This is a genomic window from Bounagaea algeriensis, from assembly GCF_054491375.1.
Map to the genome: position 1 here is coordinate 490,656 of NZ_CM137102.1, position 22,958 is coordinate 513,613.

At 71.4% G+C, this 22,958-nt stretch carries 21 protein-coding genes; 13 read left to right on the top strand and 8 right to left on the bottom strand.

Going from position 1 to position 22,958, the window contains the following annotated elements; genetic code table 11:
• Positions 1 to 73 precede the first annotated feature (73 nt).
• The 4 genes from mdlC (at position 74) to ACVGV2_RS02210 (ending at position 3,973) form a co-directional block, all read left to right on the top strand.
• Positions 74 to 1,669, top strand: coding sequence for a benzoylformate decarboxylase (mdlC, locus tag ACVGV2_RS02195; RefSeq protein ID WP_459164373.1), 1,596 nt, complete (start codon positions 74 to 76; stop codon positions 1,667 to 1,669).
• 360 nt (positions 1,670 to 2,029) lie between these two features.
• Positions 2,030 to 2,776: an SDR family oxidoreductase gene (locus ACVGV2_RS02200; protein WP_459164374.1), complete on the top strand. Its 747-nt coding sequence runs from the start codon at positions 2,030 to 2,032 to the stop codon at positions 2,774 to 2,776.
• A 104-nt stretch (positions 2,777 to 2,880) separates the two neighbouring features.
• Positions 2,881 to 3,096: a hypothetical protein gene (locus tag ACVGV2_RS02205; protein ID WP_459164375.1), complete on the top strand. Its 216-nt coding sequence runs from the start codon at positions 2,881 to 2,883 to the stop codon at positions 3,094 to 3,096.
• Between the two features lies 1 nt (position 3,097).
• Positions 3,098 to 3,973, top strand: a complete 876-nt coding sequence (locus ACVGV2_RS02210) for a LysR family transcriptional regulator (protein ID WP_459164376.1) — start codon at positions 3,098 to 3,100, stop codon at positions 3,971 to 3,973.
• Positions 3,974 to 4,251: 278 nt separating this feature from the next.
• On the opposite strand, the gene ACVGV2_RS02215 is transcribed toward ACVGV2_RS02210, so the two are convergent.
• The 4 genes from ACVGV2_RS02215 to ACVGV2_RS02230 all read right to left on the bottom strand — a co-directional run bounded on the left by ACVGV2_RS02215 (position 4,252) and on the right by ACVGV2_RS02230 (position 7,729).
• The gene (locus ACVGV2_RS02215) at positions 4,252 to 5,043 is read right to left on the bottom strand and encodes an ABC transporter ATP-binding protein (RefSeq protein WP_459164377.1); all 792 of its coding nucleotides are present in this window, start codon (positions 5,041 to 5,043) and stop codon (positions 4,252 to 4,254) included.
• Positions 5,044 to 5,079: 36 nt separating this feature from the next.
• The gene (locus ACVGV2_RS02220) at positions 5,080 to 5,856 is read right to left on the bottom strand and encodes an ABC transporter permease (protein ID WP_459165840.1); all 777 of its coding nucleotides are present in this window, start codon (positions 5,854 to 5,856) and stop codon (positions 5,080 to 5,082) included.
• Positions 5,857 to 5,936: 80 nt separating this feature from the next.
• Positions 5,937 to 6,707 (bottom strand): ABC transporter permease, encoded by a 771-nt coding sequence (locus tag ACVGV2_RS02225; protein WP_459164378.1) that lies wholly within the window; start codon positions 6,705 to 6,707, stop codon positions 5,937 to 5,939.
• A gap of 2 nt (positions 6,708 to 6,709) precedes the next feature.
• Entirely contained in the window at positions 6,710 to 7,729 is a 1,020-nt protein-coding gene (locus tag ACVGV2_RS02230; protein ID WP_459164379.1) for an ABC transporter substrate-binding protein, read from the bottom strand.
• A 721-nt stretch (positions 7,730 to 8,450) separates the two neighbouring features.
• Here ACVGV2_RS02230 and ACVGV2_RS02235 point away from each other — a divergent pair.
• The 4 genes from ACVGV2_RS02235 to ACVGV2_RS02250 are packed head-to-tail and all read left to right on the top strand — an operon-like array spanning position 8,451 to position 13,802.
• Positions 8,451 to 11,984, top strand: a complete 3,534-nt coding sequence (locus tag ACVGV2_RS02235; protein WP_459164380.1) for a sensor histidine kinase — start codon at positions 8,451 to 8,453, stop codon at positions 11,982 to 11,984.
• Between the two features lie 20 nt (positions 11,985 to 12,004).
• Entirely contained in the window at positions 12,005 to 12,412 is a 408-nt protein-coding gene (locus ACVGV2_RS02240) for a roadblock/LC7 domain-containing protein (RefSeq protein ID WP_459165841.1), read from the top strand.
• Between the two features lie 33 nt (positions 12,413 to 12,445).
• Positions 12,446 to 13,189, top strand: coding sequence for a DUF742 domain-containing protein (locus ACVGV2_RS02245; RefSeq protein WP_459164381.1), 744 nt, complete (start codon positions 12,446 to 12,448; stop codon positions 13,187 to 13,189).
• Positions 13,170 to 13,802, top strand: a complete 633-nt coding sequence (locus ACVGV2_RS02250) for a GTP-binding protein (RefSeq protein ID WP_459164382.1) — start codon at positions 13,170 to 13,172, stop codon at positions 13,800 to 13,802. Before ACVGV2_RS02245 ends, ACVGV2_RS02250 begins: the two co-directional genes overlap by 20 nt.
• 49 nt (positions 13,803 to 13,851) lie before the next feature.
• Here the strand turns inward: ACVGV2_RS02250 and ACVGV2_RS02255 are convergent, their stop codons facing one another.
• Both ACVGV2_RS02255 and ACVGV2_RS02260 read right to left on the bottom strand, forming a co-directional pair.
• Positions 13,852 to 14,115 carry a DUF6480 family protein gene (locus tag ACVGV2_RS02255; protein WP_459164383.1) on the bottom strand — a complete coding sequence of 88 codons (264 nt, stop codon included), beginning with the start codon at positions 14,113 to 14,115 and terminating at the stop codon, positions 13,852 to 13,854.
• 28 nt (positions 14,116 to 14,143) lie between these two features.
• Positions 14,144 to 15,148 carry a Ppx/GppA phosphatase family protein gene (locus ACVGV2_RS02260; RefSeq protein WP_459164384.1) on the bottom strand — a complete coding sequence of 335 codons (1,005 nt, stop codon included), beginning with the start codon at positions 15,146 to 15,148 and terminating at the stop codon, positions 14,144 to 14,146.
• Positions 15,149 to 15,318: 170 nt separating this feature from the next.
• Between ACVGV2_RS02260 and ACVGV2_RS02265 the strand changes: the two genes are divergently transcribed.
• Positions 15,319 to 15,528 carry a dodecin gene (locus ACVGV2_RS02265; protein WP_459164385.1) on the top strand — a complete coding sequence of 70 codons (210 nt, stop codon included), beginning with the start codon at positions 15,319 to 15,321 and terminating at the stop codon, positions 15,526 to 15,528.
• A 123-nt stretch (positions 15,529 to 15,651) separates the two neighbouring features.
• On the opposite strand, the gene ACVGV2_RS02270 is transcribed toward ACVGV2_RS02265, so the two are convergent.
• Entirely contained in the window at positions 15,652 to 17,901 is a 2,250-nt protein-coding gene (locus ACVGV2_RS02270; protein ID WP_459164386.1) for a helicase-associated domain-containing protein, read from the bottom strand.
• Positions 17,902 to 18,159: 258 nt separating this feature from the next.
• On the opposite strand from ACVGV2_RS02270, the gene ACVGV2_RS02275 reads away from it, so the two are divergent.
• From ACVGV2_RS02275 to ACVGV2_RS02290, 4 genes are all read left to right on the top strand, one after another.
• Positions 18,160 to 18,336, top strand: coding sequence for a hypothetical protein (locus tag ACVGV2_RS02275; RefSeq protein WP_459164387.1), 177 nt, complete (start codon positions 18,160 to 18,162; stop codon positions 18,334 to 18,336).
• A 175-nt stretch (positions 18,337 to 18,511) separates the two neighbouring features.
• Positions 18,512 to 19,966, top strand: a complete 1,455-nt coding sequence (locus ACVGV2_RS02280; protein WP_459164388.1) for a malic enzyme-like NAD(P)-binding protein — start codon at positions 18,512 to 18,514, stop codon at positions 19,964 to 19,966.
• 106 nt (positions 19,967 to 20,072) lie between these two features.
• A complete protein-coding gene (gene moaC, locus ACVGV2_RS02285; protein ID WP_459164389.1) occupies positions 20,073 to 20,588 on the top strand; it encodes a cyclic pyranopterin monophosphate synthase MoaC in 516 nt (171 codons plus the stop codon).
• 87 nt (positions 20,589 to 20,675) lie between these two features.
• On the top strand, positions 20,676 to 21,683 hold the full coding sequence (locus ACVGV2_RS02290) for a molybdenum cofactor synthesis domain-containing protein (RefSeq protein WP_459164390.1): 1,008 nt from the start codon (positions 20,676 to 20,678) through the stop codon (positions 21,681 to 21,683).
• A 372-nt stretch (positions 21,684 to 22,055) separates the two neighbouring features.
• Here ACVGV2_RS02290 and ACVGV2_RS02295 read toward each other — a convergent pair whose 3' ends face one another.
• Positions 22,056 to 22,679, bottom strand: a complete 624-nt coding sequence (locus ACVGV2_RS02295; RefSeq protein WP_459164391.1) for a transglycosylase family protein — start codon at positions 22,677 to 22,679, stop codon at positions 22,056 to 22,058.
• Positions 22,680 to 22,958 lie beyond the last annotated feature (279 nt).

Genomic DNA, 22,958 nt, shown 5'->3' on the forward strand with positions numbered 1-22,958 from the left:
GGTCGCGACGAGGCTGCGACCCGCGTGAGGAGCTGTTGCTCGCAACGGGGCGCGACGAGGGAGGACGCGATCGATGAGTGGTGAGCACCGCACGGTGCGCGACATCACCAGGGGGCTGATGCGGCAGCTCGGGCTGACCACGGTGTTCGGCAACCCGGGCACGACCGAGGTGCCGTTCCTGACGGAATGGCCCGACGACTTCCGCTACGTCCTCGGCCTGCAGGAATCCTCCGTCGTGGCCATGGCCGACGGCTACGCGCAGGCGCGCCGGGAGCCGGCGCTGGTGAACCTGCACTCCGCCGGCGGTGTCGGGCACTCCCTCGGCGCGGTGTTCACGGCCTGCTGCAACCGCACCCCGCTGATCATCACCGCCGGGCAGCAGACGCGCACGCTCATGTTCGACGAGCCGTTCCTCGGCGCGCGGGACGCGGCCCAGTTCCCCAAGCCGTACGTCAAGTGGAGCTACGAGCCGGCCCGGGCGGCCGACGTGCCGGCGGCGCTGGTGCGCGCGCACCAGATGGCCACGACCCCGCCGTACGGCCCGGTGTTCCTGTCCATCCCGGCCGACGACTGGGACGAACCCGGTGCGGAGGTCGAGGCGCGGCCGCGCACGCCTGGCTTCGCGCCCGACCCGGAAGTCGTGGCGCAGCTGGCCACGCGCCTGCGCGAGTGCCGCCGCCCCGCGTTCGTCGTCGGACCGGAAGTGGACGCCGACGGCGTGGTCGACGACATGGTGCGGCTGGCGGAGAAGACGCGGGCCGCGGTGTGGGCCGCACCGATGTCGCCGCGGTGCTCGTTCCCGGAGGACCACGGCCTCTTCGCCGGGTTCCTGCAACCCGAGCAGCGGCTGCTGACCGAGTCGCTGCGCGCCTACGACCTCGTCGTCGTGTGGGGCGCGCCCGCGTTCACCTTCCACGTCTACCGCGGCGAGGCCGAGCACGAGCTGCCCGAGACGTTCATCGTGCACGACGATCCGGACGTCCTCGCCCGCGCGCGGCAGGGGCAGGGTGTGCTCGGGGCGATGCGGCACGCGGTGCGGCAGGTGGAGCAGCGCGTGGAACCGCTGAGCCGCGCGCAGCCGGACGGGTACGCGCGTCCGCGCCAGCCCGCCGCCACGTCGCCGATGACCGCGGCCTACGTGTTCGACGCGATCCAGCGGAACCTGCCGGACGGTGCCCCGGTGGTGGAGGAGACGCCGAGCCACCGCAACGACCTGCACGAGTACCTGCCGATCCGCTCCACCGACGGCGGCTTCTTCACCGGGTTCTCCGGAGCGCTGGGCTACGGCATCGGCGCCGCGGTGGGCGTCGGGATGGCCGATCCCCACCAGCGCACCGTGGCGGTGCTCGGTGACGGGGCGAGCATGTACGGCGTCCAGGCACTGTGGACGGCGGTGGCCGAGCAGGCACCGGTGACGTTCGTGGTGCTGGACAACTCGCGCTACGCGGCCGTGGCGGTCCTCGGTGAGGCCGGGGGAGGGGAGAAGCTGCCGGGCGTGGACCTCGGCGGCATCGACTTCGCCGCGCTGGCGAACAGCATGGGCTGCCCGTCGCGGTTGGTGCGCGAACCGGAGGACCTGGAGACCGCGCTGCCCGCGGAGATGAGTTCCCGGGTGGGGCCGTCGTTGCTGCACGTGCCCGTCGACTCCGACCAGCGCCACCTCTACTGAGCCGCGGAACTCGCCGCACCCGGCGCTGGATCGAGCGGGCTCGAACCCGTGACGCGGGGCCGGGTGACAACGCGCGGTGCGGTCCGCCGGTTCCGCTCGGGAAGTCATGCATCCACCGAGGCACCTCGTCGGTTCTCGGGTCGCTCCGCGTCCGCCGGGCTGGCACCGGCCGCTGCGGAGGTGCGCCGCGTCCGCCGCTCGCTCCGGTGGTCCTGGCGCCGGCTGCCCGGGGAGAAGTCGCGCGCGGTTGTGGGCCGACAAGAAAACTGCGTTTCCCCGCAACGCGGTCGGGTACCTAGCGTCGTGGGCGCATCCGGCGAGATTCGCCCGGCAGCTCGAAACGACGCAGGAGTGACGCTCATGGCGGGAACGCTGCAGGACAAGGTCGTGGTGATCGGCGGCGGCGAGAAGAACCTGGGTGGGTTGCTGTCGACGAGGTTCGCCGAGGACGGCGCGAAGGTCGTGGTGCACTACCGCAGCTCCGACAGCGAGGCGGACAAGACCGTGGGCGCGGTGCAGGCCGCGGGGTCGCAGGCGATCGCCGTGCAGGGCGACCTGACCCAGGTCGGCCAGGTGCGACGGTTGTTCGACCAGGCGGTGGACACCTTCGGCGGGGTCGATGTCGCCGTCAACACGACCGGGATGGTGTTGCGCAAGCCCATCCTGGAGACCACCGAGGAGGAATACGACCGGATGTTCGCCGTCAACGCCAAGGCGGCGTACTTCTTCCTCCAGGAGGCCGGGCGCCGGCTCAACGACCACGGCAAGATCGTCAGCCTGGGCACGTCGTTGCAAGCGGCGTTCACCGATGGCTATTCCACCTATGCCGGCGGCAAGGCCCCGCTGGAGCACTTCACCCGGGCGGCGGCCAAGGAGTTCGCGGACAGGGGCATCTCGGTCAACACGGTCGCACCGGGGCCGATGGACACCCCGTTCTTCTACCCGCAGGAGAACGATCAACGCGTCGCGTTCCACCAGTCCCAGGCTCTGGGCAACCAGTTGACCCAACTCGAAGACATCGCCCCGATCATCCATCATCTGGTAACCGACGGCTGGTGGTTCACCGGCCAGACGCTGTTCCCCAACGGCGGCTACACCACCCGCTGAGCGGGAGAGGGGGAGCGGTGCGGGCGGTCCGGGGGCGCCGCCCGCACCGCGTGCCGGAGGGACGACCACGAGGCGACGGCAGAACCGTCCGCGGGAAGGAAGTCGTGATCCGGAATCCCGGGGCGCAGCGCCCTCAGCAGTCGACGCGGCCCCGCCTGGTGCGGCCGGAGGGGACCGGGCGTTCGGAGGTCGCGCCGATCGAGCTGTTCGTCGGGCCGGCCACCCTCGCGACCACGGCCGCGTTGGCCGTGGCAACGCAGGTGGCGAGGTGGGTTCCCGCGGGGACGGCAGCAGCACACCACGGGGAAGGCGGGGCGTGACATGGCGGTGGACCTGCACAAGCTCGACCACCTCATCGCTGTGGTCGAGGAAGGCAGCTTCACCCGTGCTGCCGCCCGGTTGCACCTGTCCCAGCAGGCGCTGTCGACCTCGGTCCGGACCCTGGAACGCGAAGTCGGCGTGTCCTTGTTGCAGCGCAGCGGCAACACGTTGGTGGTGCTGCCCGCGGGGCGGGCGCTGCTCGACGACGCTCGCGTGCTGCACGGTGTGGCTCGGTCCGCGGTGCAGCGCGCTCGCCGCATCGGTCGCGGTGAGACCGAGATCTTGCGCATCGGCCACACACCGGCCGTCACCGGCGACGAGATCAGCATCCTGCTGCGGCAGGTGCACGACACTCGTTCCGGCCTGTCGCCGCAGGTCAACCAGCGCTATCCGCACGAGCTCACGGACCAGTTGCTCGCCGGTGACCTGGACCTCGGGCTGTGCCGGGCGATGACTCCCGAACGCGGGTTGGCGCGCAGCACCTTGACCCACCAGCGCCTGCGCCTCGCGATGACCGCCGAGCACCACCTCGCCGACCGGGACGAGGTCCAGCTCGCCGAGCTCGCTGCGGAGTCCATCGTGGTCTGGGGGACTCCGGGCCGCTCCGGCTACACCGACCTGCTCGTCGAGCACTGCCGCCAGGCGGGTTTCGAGCCGAGCGTCCACCGCACCCCCGTTCAAGGCACGCCGCCGGTTACCGCCGTGCTCGGCACCGACCACGTCGCCTTCGTGACCACGCCGCCCGGTCCCGCCGCGGGTGGGCGAGTCCGCGTGCTCGACCTGCAGCCCCCGATCTTCGTGCCGCTGCACGCGCTCTGGGCCCAACACACCACCAGTCACCTCCGCGACACCTTCCTGGCAGCGGTGGCGAGCTGACGGGCGTTGCCCGGTCCGTGCAGGGCCACCGCCACCAAAGCGGGCATCTGATCGGGTGATCGGCGACTGTGAGATCGCGGCCGCCTGGTGGACGTTTCTCGAGAAATGTCCACCAGGCGGCGGGGCTCGAGTGCGGTCTGACCAGTGGAATCGGGTGGGGAGCCGGGCTTGGGTCGCTGGATTGGGCGGACCCGAACGTGGGGCCCCGGTCGAGTGGATGAACGTGGGGCCCCGGTCGAGTGGATGGGGGAGGCCGGACCGCGGTGCCGCGTTCCCCGTCAGACGTGCGAGCTGAGGCTGTCCTTGGACTTCAGCAGCCGGGCCACTTCACCGCGCAGGCGCACGAAGTCCTCGGACTCGCGGGTGGCGATCTGATCGCGCTCGGAACCGAGATCCACCGGCAGGTCCGCGACGACGGTCGCCGGAGCTTGGGAGAGTACGAACACGCGGTCGGAGAGGTAGACGGCCTCGTCGATGTCGTGCGTCACGAGCAGCACGGTGCTGTCGAACTGCTTGCGCGTGCGCAGCAGCAGGTCCTCCAGCTCGAACCGCGTCTGCGCGTCCACCGAGGCGAAGGGTTCGTCCATGAGCAGCAGGGCGGGCCGGCAGGCCAGTGCGCGCGCGATGGACACGCGTTGCTGCATGCCGCCGGAGAGCTGCCACGGGTACTTCCTGCCGGAACCGCCGAGCCCGACCCAGTCGAGCACTTCCGCGGCGCGCTCGCGGCGCTGCGCCTTGGACATGCCGCGCGCCCGCAGCGGGAATTCCACATTGGACTGCACGGACAGCCAGGGGAACAGCGAGCGGCTGTAGTCCTGGAACACGACCGCCAGGTCGCTCGGCACGCCGTCGACGGGATCGCCGTGCAGCCGGACGTCGCCGTGGCTGGGCCGCAGCAGTCCGGACACCGTGCGCAGCAGGGTCGATTTGCCGCAACCGGACGGGCCGACGATGCAGGCGAGTTCCCCGGGGCTCACGTCGAACGTGAGCTCGTCGATGGCCAGCTGCCCGTTCGCACCGCCGTAGCGGTGGCCGAGCTGGGAGACCTCCAGCATGCGCTCGTCACTCATCGGCTCAAGCCAGCTTTCCTCGTCGGTGTCGGACAACTACGCGGTTTTCCAGTTGAGGGCCCGCCGCTCCACGGCCAGCAGCAGGGTGTTGAGCACGTACCCGAGCACCCCGAGCAGGACGATTCCCGCCCACATGCCGGGGAAGTCGTAGGCCTGCTGGCGGAACATCAGCTGGTAGCCGATGCCGTTGGTGGATCCGACGAGTTCGGAGATCACCATGAGCACCAGGGCCAGCGCCATGCTCACGCGCAGCCCGGCGAAGATCTTCGGCGCTGCTGCGGGCAGCACGACTCCGAAGATCCACTGCCCGCGCGGGAGGCGGAACGACCGAGCTGTGTCCACTTTGATCTGGTCGATGGACTGCACGCCGTCGACCGTGTTGAGCAGGATCGGCCACACGATGCCGAAGACGATGACGGTGGTCTGCATCGTCACCCCGAGCCCGAGCAGCACGATGAACACGGGGACCAGCACCGGTGGCGGCACGGCTCGGACGAACGCCATCAGCGGCCCGACGTAGTCCATGGCCGTGCGCGACCGGCCGAGCAGCGTGCCCAGGCCGATGCCGATGACCGTGGCGCTGATCCAGCCCAGCGCGATCCGGCCGAGGCTGCCGAGGACGTCGTTGATCGCCGTGTCGGTGAGGAACAGCGCGGCGGCCGGTCCGCTCAACCACTGCTCGCGCGCGGCGGCGAGGATCGCCGTCGGCGGCGGGAAGAACGCGCTGCCTGCCAACCGGGTGGCCACTTCCCACGCGATGAGGAGGCCGAGGAAGACCAGCCAGCCGTGCAGGTAGCGGGAGCCGGCCGACATCTCCTCCGGTGCCGAGGGGGCGCGGCGGGCGCGGGCCGGTGCGGTGGAGCCGTTCCGCACGGCCGTGCTCGTGCGTTCGCTCATCGGGCACCCTCCGGTTCCGTCGTGCTCCACCGCAGTCCGCGTTTGTGCAGCTGTTCCAGCGCCGCGTTGCTGACGAAGCCGATGAAGCCGGCCACCAGCGTTCCGGCGAGCACGAGGTCCATCCGCCCGGCGCCGGTGCTGGCGTCGAGCACGAACGTACCGAGTCCGCTGCTGCCGCCGGCGAGGAACTCGGTGCTGACCACGGTGATCAGCGCCACGGCAGCGGAGGTGCGGATCCCGGTCAGCACGAACGGCGCCGCGTTCGGCAGGGCGACCCGGGCGAGGATCTGGCCGCGGCCGAGGCCGAAGGACCGGGCCGTGTCCAGGTGCAGCGGCTCGATCTCGGACAGCGCGTAGATCGTGTTGAACAGGATCGGCCAGATCGCCGTGTACACCGCCAGCGTGATCTTGGTTTCCGGTCCGGATCCGATGAGCACCATGGCCAGCGGGATCAGCGCCACGGACGGGATCGGCCGGAGGAATTCCACGACCGCGCGCGTCGCCATGCGCACCCGCGGCAGGCTGCCCAGCAGCAGGCCGAGGACGACGGCGATGCCGGAGGCGAGGCCGAGCGCGATCAGCCAGTTGAGGATGGTGGCGATGACGTCCAGCAGGAACGACTGGTCGCCGAGCAGCCCGAACAGCTGGCTGAACACGGTGGACGGCGGTGGCAGGTATTCGCGGGGGAACGCGCCGGAGCGGCTGATGATCTCCCAGAGGACGAGGAAGACGACCAGTCCGGCGCCCCCGCGCAGCGTTTTGCGCATTCTCAGTTCTTCGGCTGGTCGATGATCAGCTTGGAGACGTCGATTTCCTCGTTCAGGTACCCGAACTGGCGCATGAGGCGCGGCACGCGCGCGATGCGCCGCGGGTCGGCACGCGACTCGTAGTCGAGCAGTCCGATGATCTTCGCGGTCTCCGGCTCGATCTTGGCGTACTGCGGCAGCAGCGGCTCGACGTTGGAGCGGTCCTGGGCCTCCATCGTGGACCGCAGCATCGCGCGCTGGAAGGCCTGCACCGTGCGCGGGTTGTCCTTGGCGAACTGCGCGGTGGCCACGTAGCAGCCCATCGGGAAGCTCTCCAGCGGACCGGTGCCCACGTCGATGATCTGCTGGGCGTTGGCGTCGCGCGCGGCGAGCGTGATGAACGGCTCGGTGAGGATGCCCGCGTCGATGCTGTTCTGCGCCAGCGCGCTGGGCATGTTGGCGAATCCGAGCGGCGCCCATTCCACGCCGGAGAAGTCGACGTTGCGCGTTTGCAGGGCGGCCTTGGCGAGCAGCTCGGAAATCGTCCCCGGCCCGCTGATCGCGATGCGCGCTCCGGCCAGGTCCTGCGGGGATTCGATTCCCGCATCGGGCGCGGCCATGATCTGCGTTGTTTGCGGAGACAACGAGGCGCAGTCGGAGACGATCCGCAGATCGGCGGCTCCTTCGGACTGCGCCTTGAAAACCGGCATGTAGCTGGAGAACGAAATGTCGTAATCCCCGCCGATCGTGCTGTTGAGCGCAGCCGAGCCGTCGGAGGCGTTGATGATCTCGACCTCGGTCAGGCCTTCGGCGTCGAAGTGCCCGCGCTCCTTGGCCAGGTGCAGCGGGGCGACCTCGGTGGTGGGCAGCGCGCCGAGTTTCAGGTTCGCCTTCTCCACCTTGTCGTTGCTGGTGGTGGCGCCTTCCGAGCCGCCGAGCAGGCCGCAGCCGGTGGCTGACAGCAGCGCGGACGCCGTCGCCGCTGTTCCGGCGAGTCTGAACAGGTTGCGTCGCGGGATGGCGCTGCTCTGGCCGGAGCGCATGTGTGGTCCTCCTTGGGCAAGATGTCCGTGGCTGCTCGCCGACTGCTGCCGTGTCCGTGTGCGGCTGTGCGTCCGTGCGACGCTGCGTTGTGGCCAGTGCACCCGGCGGGGTGGAAACCCGGCAGGGCCTGTCCAGCGTGCCCGTTGTGGACGGTCAGCTGGCTGAGGTCTCCTGCGGACACCCCTGATTCACCTGCGATTTCCCCGGGCGGCACGCGCGCGTGCGCCGCAGGGGGGAGGTAGGCAGGGTGCAGCGCACGTACTCTAGATGGTTCAAGCTTCAACGACAAGGTACAGCGAGGCTGGCGTCACACCGTGAATGCGGATTGAGATCAACACACCCGCCCGAGTGACAAAGTTCGAGCGAGGGCGCTGACTTGTGACTCCTGGTTAAGTATAGTGCCCTCCGTCGAGGTGGTCCGCCCCTGTTTTCGGGGAACTGCGAAGTGTGCGCGAGGAGCGTGATGGCACGCCTGGTGGGACGGGCGTTCGGGGTCTTTCGACGTGCTGGTAGGACTGGCGGAGACGGTCCTACCGTCAGTACCCCGACCGCTGAAGCCGGCAGTGTGGCCGCTATGTCGGGAATGACCGACTGTCCCGTATGGATCGGGCGCTCGCGAACCCGCCGGGCCCGCGCCGTGCACGCGAACACCACCTCGGCACGGACAGGAACATGGCCGTGACGGGGCCGCACATGTCCGCCCCAGCGCAGGAAACAGGGATGCTCAACAACGACCCCGATGCCGCAGCCCGCCCGACGCCGGAGACCGGCGCCTCGGCCATGGACGATCGCGGCGGCCGCTGGCGGCTCCGCAACTGGCGGCTGTGGTGGAAGATGGCGGCGGTGCTGCTCGTTCCCACGATCGCCGCCCTCGGGGTCGGCGGCGTGCGCGTCTACGACGGCCTCGCCGCGACGCAGCGCCTCAGCGCGCTCACCTCCGAGGTCGAGCTCGCGCAGCGCTCCGCCGATCTCGCGCACGAACTGCAGCGTGAGCGGGATCTCGCCGTGATCCGCACGACCTCCGACGCGCCCGCGGCCGAGCAGGACTACAACGCGCAGGCGCAGCGCGTCGACCAGGCCACGCGGCAGCTCGAGGCCGTCGGCGGATCCGCGGACGAGTTCTCCCCCGAAGTGCGCGACGCCTACGACAGCGCCACCAACCGCTCCGGCAGCCTCGAAGCGCTGCGCAGCACCGTCAACAGCGGATTCACCACCCCGCAGACGGTCAACGCCTACAACTCCATCCTCTCCGGCGTGCTCGGGGTCGGCAGCACCGTCGCCCGCACCGCCACCGACACCGAGGTCAACGACGTCGCGCAAGCCGCGGACGCGCTCGGCCGCGCGAAAGAGCAGCTCGCCCAGCAGCGGTCGCTGCTGACCGGCGCCAGCATGCGCGGCGTGTTCCGCGCCGGTGAAGCCGACTCCATCCGCCAGGCCAAGGCGCAGTACGAGGCGGCGCTGCGGGAGTTCACCAGCGCCGCCACGCCCCAGCAGCTCGCGCGCTACAACGCCACCGTCGCCGGTGAACCCGTCGACCGCAGCGAGCAGATGGAGCAGAACGCCCTCATCGCCTCCGACGCGGGCGACCCGGTCACCATCGACGCCGGGGAGTGGTCCTCGCAGGCCACCGCCCGCACCGACCTGCTGCGCCAGGTCGAGCAGCAGGCGATGACCGAGTTCCACGACCGGGCCGCGGACCTGACCAGCTCGGTGCGCTGGGCGGCCGTCCGCGACGCCGTCGCCGTGGTGCTGCTGCTCGCGGTCGCCTTCGGCGTGGCCGCGTACATCGCGCGGTCGATGCTGCAACCGCTGCGCACCCTGCGCTACGGCGCGCTGGACATCGCCCAGGAGCGGCTGCCGGAGGCGATCACCCGGGTCAACGACAGCCCGGCCGGTTCGCAGAACGCCTCCGTGCCGCCGGTCCCGGTGCACTCGCACGAGGAGATCGGCCAGGTCGCCCGCGCGTTCGACGCGGTGCACCAGCAGGCGCTGCGGCTGGCCTCGGAGCAGGCGCTGCTGCGCGCCAACATCAACGACCTGTTCGTCAACCTCGCCCGGCGCAGCCAGACGCTGGTCCAGCGCCAGCTGTCGCTGATCGACCAGCTGGAGCAGGACGAGCAGGATCCGGACCAGCTGGCCAGCCTGTTCGAGCTGGACCACCTGGCGACCCGGATGCGGCGGAACAACGAGAACCTGCTCATCCTCGGCGGCACCGACCTCACCCGCCGCATGGTGCGCCCGGTGCCGTTCAACGAGGTCCTCGGCGCGGCCGTCTCCGAGGTCGAGCAGTACGCCCGCATCGCCGTGGCCGACGCGCCCGACCTGGCACTGCAGGGCCGCATGGTCAACGACTTCGTGCACCTGGCAGCCGAGCTGTTCGAGAACGCCACGGTCTACTCGAACCCGGAGACCGAGGTGACGGTGCGCACGGTCTACCGGCGCCAGCAGCTGGTGGTGGAGATCCGCGACCGCGGTGTCGGCATCGACCCGGACGACCTGGAGGAGATCAACGAGCGGCTGCAGCGGCCGCCGGAGATCGACGTGGCGGCCTCCCGCCGGATGGGCCTGTACGTGGTCGGCCAGTTGGCGCAGCGCAACGACATCGGGGTGTTCCTGTCCAACAACGAGGACCTGGAGGGCGGGGCCACCGCCACCGTCCAGGTGCCGGGCCAGTACGTCTACCAGCTCACCTCCGAGGGGCCGAAGCCGATGCCGGACATGCCGCGTCCGGACCAGCGCGACTCGGTCACCGACACCGGCTCGCACCTGGGACTGGCCGCTGCGTTCGCGCAGGGCGGCTTGCCGCAGAACAACGGTGCGGACCCGAGCGGTACCGCGGCCGTCGAGGCGCGGGAGCTGCCTCCGCTGTCGCCCGCGCCGGCGGAGCAGCATCCCTCCGGAACCGGACCGGCCGCGGCCGAACCGACCGGGACCGACCCGGCCGGAGCCGAGGGGGGCGAAGCCGGGGCCGCTGCGACCGCGCCCGCCGACTACTCGGTGCGCTACACGGCGGACTCCCCGGTCGGTGCCACCGACGTGCCCTCGTGGGAGGCGGAGTGGCCCGCGGCCGAACCCGCCGGCAACGCCGACACGACCGGCGCTCCGGCCGAGGCCCCGCTGTGGCCGAGCGAGGACCTGCCGGAGGGCATCGGCGGTACCTGCGGTGTGCCGGCCGACGCGTCGAACGATCTGTTCAACAATCCTTTCGAGGCCGAGAAGACCACGCAGTTGGAGCGCGTCCCGGCGGCGGACGCCCCTGAGCAGGACGGGTTCCCCGCGGCCGATCCGCAGGCCGCCGAAGAGCAGGACGCCGAGCCGGGGATCGTCGACTCGGGGACGGCCGAACAGCAGGCCGCCGGACCGGAAGCCGTCGAACCGGGGGCCGTCGAACCGGGGGCAGCCGCGCCGGAGTCCGCGGCCGCGCCGGGTGCCCCGCGACGCGAGGGGCACCCGATGGCCGACCGGTCCGCGGGCCGGGGCGAATCCGGCGCCGCCCCGCAGGGCGCGGCCGGGGACGACGCGCCCACGCAGCGGCTCCCGATCTACGAGGCCGTGCTCTCCCAGTGGTTCCGGGAGTCCGATGTGGACGAGCCGATGCTCTCCGCTGCGCAGGGCGGCAGCACTGACAGCGCGGACGAGGACGAGCCGGTCGCGAACGGTGCTGCGGCCGGCGGTGTGCACGGTCCCGCCGTCCCGCAGGCCGGTGAGCAGCTCGGTGCCTATCCGAGCACGCCCCGGCCGGATGCGAACACCTCGGACGTGACGGGTTCCGCTCCGGCCCCAGAACCGGAGGGCGCCGCACCGGAACCGGGCAACCACGCAGCGGAGGCGGAGGAACCCGCACCGGGGCTTTCCGGCGCGAACGCCTCAGCGTCCGCGAACGAGGCCGCGAACGAGGCCGCGGACGAGACCGCGGCCGGGTCGCAGCCGACGGCCGGGTCCGCCGGCGACGACCCGGGTTGGGGTCACGCGGATGCCGGTTGGAAGGCCGCCGAGGCGCTGCTGGAAAATCAGCAGCCGCAGCAAACCACCGCCGCGGGCTTGCCGAAGCGAGTGCCCAAGTCGAACCTCGTTCCCGGTTCGGCCGAGTCTCGCTCGCAGTCCGAGGTGCGGCCCGAAGCATCGACGCCGCGCTCGGCCGAAGCCGTACGTGGCCGGATGTCCAACTTCCAGCAGGGCATCCGGCGGGGTCGGCACTCGAAGACCGACTCGGCGTCGGACGAATCGCCTAGCCGTCACGAGGAGCAGGAGTGAACGGGTCCGTGCAGCAACCGATGAGCAGCAACAGCTTCAGTTGGCTGATCACCGACTTCGTGCGGCGCGTCCCCGGCGTCGCGCACTCGGTCGTGGTCTCCGCGGACGGCCTGCTACTCGCAGGCTCGCAGGGGCTGCCGCGGGACCGCGCGGAACAGCTCTCCGCGGTGGCGTCCGGCCTGGTCAGCCTCACGCAGGGTGCCGCGCGCTGCTTCGAGGCCGGCGAGGTCACGCAGACCGTCGTCGAGATGGAGCAGGGGTACCTGTTCCTCATGTCCATCAGCGACGGCTCGTGCCTGGCCGTGCTGGCCGCGCCGAACGCGGACATCGGGCTGATCGCGTACGAGATGACGTTGCTGGTGGAACGCGTCGGGCGGCAGTTGACGCCGGAACTGCGGGCGCAGCTGCAGGGCACGGTGCGCCAGTGACGCCGGGCGGCGACGCGCGGAAGGGAGTTCGTCGTGAGCAGCGGTTCCGAACCCAGCTGGGACGGTGACCTGTTCCGCCTGTACCACAAGCGGCTCGGTGCGGACTCGTGGCAGGACGACTTCGCCGACGGGGTGGGATCCGGCGGTTCCGACTCCGAGGTGGACGCCTACGGCCGGTCGCTGTTCGGCGGTCCGGGAGCCGACCTGTTCGGTTCCGGCCCTGGTGCGGGCGACGGCGCCGCGGCCGGCCCCGGCTTCGACGAGGGTTTCGGACAGGGGCCGCCGTCGGTGTCGATGCCGTCGGTGTCCCAGTCGATGATGCCGCTCGGGCAGTCGGGATCGAGCGGGCCGCCCGAGGTCTCCCAGCCCGGCACCGGTTCGGGCCCGATGTCCGCGGTGAACGAGTTCCAACCGGGTCCGGAGGAGCTGGAGGACGGCGGCGGTTCCCTCGTGCGCCCCTACGCGCGCACGCGCGGGCGCACCCGCACCGACTACGACCTCGCGATCGAGACGCTGGTCACCACCAGTGAACGCGGGCGTGCGCAGAACACACCGGTCAAACCCGAGCATCGGACGATCTCCGAGCTGTGCGTGCAGGCCAGGTCCGTGGCCGAGGTCTCGGCGCACTTGCGGCTCCCGCTGGGGGTCGTGCGGGTGTTGATCGGCGACATGGCCGGTCTCGGCCTGGTCCTGATTCATGACGGTGGCATGGTCGTCGGCGACCAGCCGTCCCTGGATTTCTTGGAAAGGGTGCTCAGTGGGCTTCGCAGGCTCTGATCCCCGGTCGGCGCCGCAGCAGTCGGGGGCGGCGCAGGCCGGATCGCCCGACACGCAGAAGACGTCCACGAAGATCGTGGTCGCCGGTGGATTCGGGGTCGGGAAGACGACGTTCGTCGGTTCGGTCTCCGAGATCGTCCCGTTGACGACGGAAGCGATCATGACCGAGGCCAGCCTCGGCGTCGACGACCTCACCGCCACACCGGGCAAGTCGACGACCACGGTGGCGATGGACTTCGGCCGCGTGTCCCTGGACGCCGACCTGATCCTCTACCTGTTCGGCACGCCCGGGCAGCACCGGTTCTGGTTCATGTGGGACGACCTGGTGCGCGGTGCGATCGGCGCGGTGGTGCTCGTGGACACGCGGCGGCTGGCCGACGCGTTCGCCTCGATCGACTTCTTCGAGGACCGCGGGCTGCCGTACATCGTCGCGGTGAACACGTTCAACGGCGAGCTGCACCACAGCGCGGAGGACGTGCGCGAAGCGCTGACCATCGGCGCGGACGTGCCGTTGGTCACCTGCGACGCCCGGCACCGGGAGTCGACCAAGCAGACGCTCATCACGCTGGTGCAGCACGCGATGCGCCGCCACATGGCCGCCGCCAACCAGTAGGACGTGCCGAGCGTTTCGCCGGTCGAGGGCGGCCTCGGCGAGGTGCCGGCTAGACGTTCAGGATGCCGAGGCCCATCGCCACGAAGAACAGAGCCACCAGAGCGGCGATGAGCACGATGAACGCGATCCACAACCACTTCGCGGGGCGGGTGGTGGAAGCCCCTTCGTTGTAGGACACGGCGCGACTCGCCGACGCGGCCTCCGGCGGCGTCTCGCCGGGAGGAACCGAACCTCCGTCGTCCAGCCCGGGCGTCCTCGCCGGATCGGGTCCGGGGGCGGGATTCTCGTCCTCCGGTTGCTGTTCACGGGCCATGCCACCGGCGTACCCGGCGAGCCCTCGCTTAAACGGCGGTCGCGGGGTCGTCAGCCGCAGCAGGAACGATCTTCGGCAGCTGCGCGGGCGTTTGCGTCATGAGGTGGGCGAGCAGTCCCTCGCGGGTCGACCACGGGCTGATCAGCAGTTCCTTCTGGCCGCAGGCGAGCATGATCGCTTCCGCCGCCACGGCTCCGCCCAGGGACTGCCGCGCGCGGTGGGCGGTTATCGCCGGCAGTTCCGCGCGTTGCACCGCGGGAAGCCGCGCGAGCGCGGGAATCCACGCTTGCAGCTCCGCCAGTCCCAGCCGCAGCGTTCGCCCGCGGTCCGCCGAGCGGTCCGCGGTGCTCAGCCGCGCGAGTTGGCGCAGGGTTTGCGAACAGCCCACTGCAGTGCTGTCGGCGCACCGCGCGCCCAGCGCGTCCACCGCTTCGCGCGCACGCTCGCAGGCCCGCCAGCGCAGATCCGCGAGCTCCTCGGTGGGCGGTGTGTCAGCGCTGAACCAGCCGCTCACCACCCGAGCCCCGAGCGGGACGCTGTGCGTGGCCTCGGCCTGCTCGCCGCCCCCGGTGGCGAGTTCCAACGTGCCGCCGCCGATGTCCACCAGCGTCAACCGGCCTCGCGCGGCACCGAACCAACGGCGGCACGCGCGGTAGGCCAATTCGGCCTCGGCCCGTCCGGACAGGAAGCGAAGGGTCACGCCCGTCCGCTCGGCGACGCTGCTGACCACCGCCTCGGCGTTGGAAGCGTCCCGCACGCTCGAGGTGGCCAGCGGGAAGGCACGAGCGATGCGATGCCGCGCGGCGGTCGACTGAGCGCTCGCCACCGCTGTGGCGATCGCGTCGATCCCCGCTTGGTCGAGGCAGCCCGAGGGCGTGAAGGAGCGGTCGAGCCTGAGCTTCGCCCGCTCGTTCACCGCAGGCCGGGACAGCGACCACGTCGGGTCCACGGCCACGAGCCGCGCGCTGAACGACCCGACGTCGAGTACGGCCGTGCGGTGCAACGCTGTTCGCTCCATGGCGTTCGTGCTCACTCGTGCCTTCCCGGTTCGTTCGTGCCCTCCCCCAGTGGTGCCCGCACCTCCCGGCGCGCACACCCCTCGAGACCGCAGCCCCCTCGAGACCGCGGCGACCCGAAGATTGCCGTGCCGGCGCGGCGGGTACCCCGGCTGGCACGCGAAGCCGCGCCGAAAGCGAGGGCAGCATGGGTGACAACGTGTACCGCGTGACCGAAGTGGTCGGCACGTCGGCGGACAGCGTTGAGGACGCCGTCCGCAAGGGTGTGCGGCGCGCTTCGCAGACCCTGCGCCAAGTCGACTGGTTCGAGGTGTCCTCCGTTCGCGGGCACGTCGAGAACGGCGAGGTGGCGCACTTCCAGGTCGGGCTCAAGATCGGCTTCCGACTGGAGGAGTGACGCGGAACGGGAGCGGAGCGGGAACTGTGTCGAGCGGTGCGCGCCTCCGGTGGCGGAACCTCCTGCGCAGCTCTCGCTCCGGGTGCTCGACATCGAGCAGCCCCGCTGCGCCCGGGGCGGGCGCTACTCCTCGACGAGGGCGACCGAGGTGATCCGGTGCAGGGGAAAGTGCCCCTGCTCGCGGCGGTCGGTGTCCACGCCTTCCAGCACACCGCTGCCCACGCGCACCGGCAGCACGACGCGCTGGCTGCGCACGCCGTGCGTGTCCACGAAGCCGAGCCACACGCTGCGCCGCTGCTCGGCGGCGTTGCGCAGCAATTGCAGGGTCGCCTCGGCGCTGGGGCGCCCCCGCTCGGGCACGACCGCGTTCCCGCGGCGCACGGTGCCCGCGTGGTCGCCGGAGCGCACCTGGCCGACCACGTGCGCCAACTGCTCCTCGCTGGGCGCGCTGCTGCTCGTGCGCTGCTCCCGCTTCGGCTGGGCGCGCACGCGGTCGCCGCGCTCGGACAGATCCAGCACGCTGCCGTCCGGCCCCTCGGCGACCGGGGCGAAACCGGCGGTGCGCAGTCCTTCGAGCACCTCGGCCAGCGGCAGCGGGCTGACGAGCACGGTCGGCGCGATCTGCCGCAGCTGCAGCCGCGGCACGTCCGGATTCGCCAGCACCTGCGTGATCAGCACCGGATCGTCGCAGCGCAGAAAGGCCGTCGCGGTGCCGGCGCGGAGTTTGCCGTGCCGCCGCGCGACGTCGTCGACGAGGTAGGTCAGCGTCTGCGGCACCGGGGTGCGGGAGCGGTCGCGGAACAGCGCGTGCAGCTCCTCGGCGGTGCGGCCCGCGTCGAGCGCGCGGCGCACGCTGGACTCGCTGATGCGGAACATGGTCGCGCTGCCCGCGGACTCCACGTCGGCGACGAGCCGCATCTCCTCGGCCAGTTCCGGCTCCAGCGGACCCGGCGCGAGCACGCTCAGGTCGGCCTGCACGAGCACGTGGTCGAGCGGCTCCGGCAGCGAACGCGCCAGCGCCCGCGCCGCCTCGTCGACGTCGCCCTCCAGCAGGGTCCGCCCGTGCGTGGTCAACGCGCCGTGCGCAGTGATGCCCAGCGCGGTCGCTTCGCCCAACGTCCAGTGCACCGCCTCATCGCGCACCCTGCCGCCGCGCCGCGGCCCTCGCCAGGCCAGCACGGCGGCCGCGTCCGCAGCCCGCACGCCGTAACCACCGGGCAGTTCGTCCAGGTAGGCCAGGGTGCGGCGCCGCTGCCGGCGGGCGTCCGGGTGCTGCAGGCCTTCGGACAGCGGACCGAGCGTGCGGCCCCGCTCGTCGCTGGTGCCGACGAGGCCGGGCAGCCGCGGCAGGGCCAGCCAGGCCTGCGCGAGTGCGCTCCAACGCTGCTCCGGCGGCGCCGTCGACCACGTGTCGAACCGGGTGGTGGGCACCCAGCGGGGCTCTTCGTCGTCGGTGGCGGCCAGCAGGTCGGCGGCCAGCACGAGTTCGAGCAGCAGTGCCACCCGGGACTCGTCGACGTCCAGCGATTTGGCGATGCGGCGCGCGTCGCGCAGGCCCAGCCCGCCGGAACGCAGCACGTCCGGGGGCTCCTCGCCGAACCCGCGCAGCAGCTCCTCGGCGTGCCGGAGCAGCTCGAGCGCTTCGCTCGCGGCAGTGGTGTCGACCGAGGCGTTGCCGGGTTCGGTCAGCTCGGGGGCGGGTTCTTCCGGTCGCACCTCGCCCATGGGGTGCTTCCCGCGGAGGGCGATCCCCATCTGGCGGGGCAGTTCGACCGTGTTGCGGTCGGCACGCAGCAGCAGGCCCTTCGCGCGCAGCCGCGGTGCGGGGGTCGCGGCCTCCAGCGCGGGTTCCTCCTCGGCCTGCTGGGTGCTGCCGATCGGGGAACCGCGGGTGAGGGCGTCGACGAGGCGGTGCTCGTCCTCGTCGAGTTCGGCCACGGCGGTTTCGGCGCCGTCGACGGTCAGCCCTTCGGCGGGGCGTCCGAGTCCGCCCGGGTGGGTGGCGACGACTTCGCGGGCGGTGGGCACGACCGCCAACTGCTCGTCCGGGCCCCACGCGATCGCGAGGGCGCGCAGTTCGTCGACGCTGCGCCGCGCGCGTTCCGGGGTGATGTCGGCGCCGAGCCAGGCGGCCAGCGCGTCCAGGTCCGCTCCGGCGGTGTCGGCCTCGCTGAGCACGAGCGCTTCGAGCGTCGACAGCGTGAACGCGTCGAGGCCCTCGCACGCCCGTGCCACGGAGGAGCGCACGGCGGCGCGCGTGGCGAGCACCGAGCTGTCCGCCGGTGGCGGGGTGGCGAGGTCGGGGCGCGCACGCAGCAGCGCGACCAGTTGTTCATCGCTGCGTTCGCGCAGCCAGTCCGCGAGCGAGGCCATCACGACCACGATACCCAGCGCGGTCGCCGGGTCCGCGCGCGTTCGCCGGCGCTGACCGGGCCGTCGCGGTGTTCGACCACGGGCCCTCGGCTTCCGTCGCGCTCGAGATCGGGCACCGGTGGTGAGCCCGCGCACGACGCGTGTCCGGCGCTGACCGCGGCTTGGTTCGGACGAGTGTCGAGGGCGTCACCCTCGGCTGTGGGGTTGCGGTGCACTCGGGCAAACTGGGAACCGAGCAACCGAGCCTCAGGAGGAGCCGTGGCGAAGTCCAAGCCCGAACACATCGACCCGAACTGGCCCGACGTCGGCGAGGACGAGTCCGCGGTCAGCGAGTTCACGGCCGACAAGGCGGGTGCGCTGTCCCCGTTCGGTGACATGGCGTTGCCGATGGAGCACACTCCGTATGTGCATCCCGTCACACGCGTCAACAAATAACCCACACCGGGCTGGAACACGGCGGAGAAAGTTCTAGGATTTTTCTCCTGGGTGAAGTTTTGACCGCTGAGCGGGCCGCAGGGGCTTGCGCCCCGGGCCAGCGGTCCGCGCCGGCGTCCGCCGGGAAACCGCACCCGCCGAGTCCACAGCATTACTGCCTGACAGGGGTGTACCCATGCCGGTTCCAGGTCCGGGTTATTCGATCACCGTCCGGGTCGAGGCGCCGCCGTCGACGTCCGCGGCCGGTGATCTGACCAGCGCCGTCGGTCGCGCCGGCGGCGTGATCACCGCATTCGACGTGGTCGAATCGCATGCGGACCGCATCGTCGTCGACATCACGTGCAACGCGCTGTCGGCCGAGCACGCCAACGACCTCACCGAAGTCCTCAACGGACTGGACGGGGTCCGGGTGCGCAAGATCTCGGACCGCACGTTCCTCGTGCACCTCGGCGGCAAGATCGAGGTGGCGCCGCGGGTCGCGCTGGCCAACCGCGACGACCTCTCCCGCGCCTACACGCCCGGTGTGGCGCGGGTGTGCACCGCGATCGCGGAAACGCCGCAGGACGCGCGGCGGCTGACCGTCAAGCGCAACTCGGTGGCCGTGGTCACCGACGGTTCCGCCGTGCTGGGGTTGGGCAACATCGGCCCGGAGGCCGCGCTTCCCGTCATGGAGGGGAAGGCGGCGCTGTTCCAGAAGTTCTCCGGGGTGAACGCCTGGCCCGTGTGCCTGGACACGCAGGACACCGATGAGCTCGTGCGGGCCGTCGAACTGATCGCCCCGGTGTACGGCGGCATCAACCTGGAGGACATCGCCGCGCCGCGGTGCTTCGAGATCGAGGAGCGGCTGCGCGAGAAGCTCGACATCCCCGTGTTCCACGACGACCAGCACGGCACCGCGATCGTCGTGCTCGGCGCGTTGCGCAACGCGCTGCGCGTGGTGCACAAGGACATCACCGACTGCCGCGTCGTGGTCTGCGGCGTGGGGGCTGCCGGTTCGGCCATCATTCGCCTGCTGCAGCACAAGAACCCCGCGGACATCACTGCCGTGGACATCGACGGGATCGTCCACACTGGACGCGGCGATCACGATCCGAACCTGCGGCGGATCGCCGAGACGACCAACCGCGAGGGCCGCACCGGCGCCCTGACCGACGCCGTCCGGGACGCGGACGTGTTCATCGGCGTCTCCGGGCCGAACCTGCTGTCCGGTGCTGATCTGTCCACTATGAACAGCGACTCCGTGGTCTTCGCGCTGGCCAACCCCGACCCGGAGATCGACCCGCTGGAGGCGCAGAAGCACGCGCGGGTCGTGGCCACCGGCCGCAGCGACTACCCCAACCAGATCAACAACGTGCTCGCCTTCCCCGGCGTGTTCCGCGGTCTGCTCGACGCGCGCGCACACAAGATCACCGACGAGATGATGATCGCCGCCTCCAACGCGATCGCCGACGTCGTCGACGGCGAACGGGTCAACGCCTCGTTCATCGTGCCCAGCGTGTTCGCCTCCACGGTGTCGCCGGCGGTGGCCGAGGCGGTCAAACGCGCCGCGATCGCCGAGGAGGCGGGCGAGCCGGAGCCCACCGGGGGGTCCTCGTTGCCCTGGACCATGGCCGAGGACTTCGAATACTGAGGGGATCCGCGCGGGGCGGTTCGGGCCGGGGCGTCCGCGGCGGTCCCGCCCGGCAGGCACCGGCCGGTGGTTCAGCGCGAGGTGCGGCCACGGCTAGGCTTGCAGCATGGTGCAGCACACGCAGGACGACCTGACCCACCTCGACCGCACCGGCGCGGCCCGCATGGTCGACGTCTCCGCCAAGGACACGAGCGCGCGCACCGCCGTGGCCACCGGAGTGGTCCGCACGACCGCGGAAGTCGTGGACCTGTTGCAGCGCGACGGGCTGCCCAAGGGCGACGCGCTCGCGACCGCGCGCATCGCCGGCATCATGGCGGCCAAGCGCACCCCGGACCTCGTGCCGCTGGCGCATCCCATCGCGCTGTCCGGTGTGCACGTGGAACTGGCGCCCGGTGAGCAGCAGGTGTCCATCACCGCCACGGTGCGCACGACCGACCGCACCGGGGTGGAGATGGAAGCGCTCACGGCGGTCACGGGCGCGGGGCTGGCGCTGCACGACATGATCAAGGCGGTGGATCCCGCCGCCGTGCTCGACGCGGTCCGCGTGGAGCGCAAGGAGGGCGGCAAGACCGGGTTGTGGGAACGCGACACCGGGGGGAGCGCCGCGGACGCCGAGGGATAGGCGCACCGAGCGCTCGCGGGGCGACAATGCACGCGTCGAGTCGCGCCTGCGGACGCGTCGCGGCGACGAGGACGAGCTGGAGGCCGTATGACCAGGACTGCGCGGGTGATCGCCGCCTCGAACCGGGCGGCTGCCGGGACTTACGCCGACACCACGGGCCCGGAGATCGTGGCGTGGTTGGCCGAACGCGGGTTCGACGCCCCCGCGCCGTCCGTGGTGCCCGATGGCGAGCCGGTCGGGCAGGCGTTGCGCAGCGCGGTGGACAGCGAGGTCGACCTCGTGGTCACCACCGGCGGCACCGGGCTCAACCCGAACGACCGCACACCGGAGGTGACCGCGCAGCTGCTCGATCGCGCGGTGCCCGGACTCGCCGAGGCCTTGCGCACCGCGGGGCTGCCGCACGTGCCGACCGCGGTGCTCTCCCGCGGGTTGGCCGGGGTCAGCGGGCGGACGCTGATCGTGAACCTGCCCGGCTCCCGCGGCGGTGTGCGGGACGGGCTCGGTGTGCTCGACGGTGTGCTCGACCACGCGCTGGATCAGATCTCCGGTGGCGACCACGTCCGGGAGTCCGTTCCGGGCGAGCACGCCGAGACGCACGGCCACGGGCACGACCACGGGGGACACGACCACGGGGAGCACCGGCACGTCTCCGGCGAGCGGGTGGCCGAGCCGGCGCAGGTGGTGCGCGCGGAGGTCACCGGGGAAGCGGTCGACGTGGCCGCGCTGGAGAGCGCGGTGGCTGGGGCCGCCTCCGGGGCGGTGGTCGCGTTCTCCGGTGTGGTGCGCGACCACGACGGCGGTCGCACGGTGCGTGAACTCGAGTACGTCAGCCATCCGACCGCGTCGGAGGTGATCGGTGATGTGGCCGCGGAGATGGCGGCGAAGTTCCCCGGCGTGCGGGCGCTGGCCGCGCAGCACCGGGTCGGTGTCCTCGGCATCGGTGATGTGGCGCTGGGCTGCGCCGTAGCGGGGGAGCACCGCGCCGAGGCGTTCGCGGCGGCTTCGGAACTCGTCGACGAGGTCAAGCGCCGGCTGCCGATCTGGAAGCGGCAGGTGTTCGGCGACGGCGCTGCGGAGTGGGTCAACTGCCCGTAGGAGCTTTTTTCGGCTGTGCGGGGCTTTTTCGGGGTCCCGCGGTAGCGGCTGCACCGACGTTGATCCGCACCGCTGGTGTGCTTTGTTGTGTCGCTGGTGTCCGCCCGTAGCAGCGGTGCTCGCGCGTTCTCCATTTCGACGCGGCAGCGTCGAGGGATCGCCCGAGCAACCGGACCCACCGGGGGTTCCGCCACGAGAGGACGCACGCAAAACAACTCGACAAAGTCCTACTGGCACAGGGACGGGTCCCCGCCGCTGGGGGCGGGCGGCAGGGACCCGGCTCTCTGTGCGGGGAACGTGCCGTGTCGGGGGTGAACGGCGCGTTCCCCGCGCCGGCCGGCCGCATTTCGGGGGTGCGGCCGGCCGACCAGGTCAGTTGAGGCTCAGCTGCTGCCCCGGGAAGATCAGGTTCGGGTCGTCGAGCACATCGCGGTTCTGCTCGAAGATCGTCCGGAAGTCCGTGCCGAACTTCTGACCGATCTTGCCAAGCGTGTCGCCGCTCTGCACGGTGTAGGTCTCCGCGCCGGAAGCTGGCGCACCGGTGGATTCGGTGGTCTGCTCGGCCTGGTACTGGGTGGAAGTGGTGGCGGACTCGGAGTCCGTGCTCACCTCGGACGAGGTGTCCGTGCTGCCGCTGGTCCAGGAGACCTTCGCGGTGCAGCCGGGCCAGGCGTTCGGACCCTGGGCGGAGAGGACCTTCTCCGCGATCTCGATCTGCTGCTCGCGCGTGGCCTGGTGGGCGTTGGCGGCGTACTCGGAGCCGCCGAAGGCGGACCAGGTGTTCGGGTCGAACTGGAGGCCGCCGTAGTAGCCGTTGCCGGTGTTGGCGCTCCAGTCACCGCTGCTCTCGCACTGCGCCAGCGTGTCCCAGTCGGCTGCGTTGGCCGGGGCCGCGATCGCCATCGGGGTTGCGACGACGGCGCCGGCGACTGCCGCACGGGCGAACGTGCGGCTGGAATTGGACGGTTTTCGGTGCTTGCCTCGGTAGCGAGCCATGAACTCTCTCCTGGTGCGCCTGACGGGCACGTGCGAGGCCGGCCGGGCGTGGGGCTTGCCCGGTGGGCGTTCGCCGTTCGGGGGTCCGTCGGGTTTCGGGTGCACCCGGCGGGGCCCGTTCCCCGTCCGCGGTTCCGTGTTTCGGGGAAGGAAGCCCGCCGGACAGGGATGGGCGCTGCGGACTTCCCGGTTCTTGCGCTGATCGGTTCGGGGCCGATCGCGAGCGACACTACGTAACTGAAAACAAGATCGGAAATGATTGTTGATGTGATGCTGGTC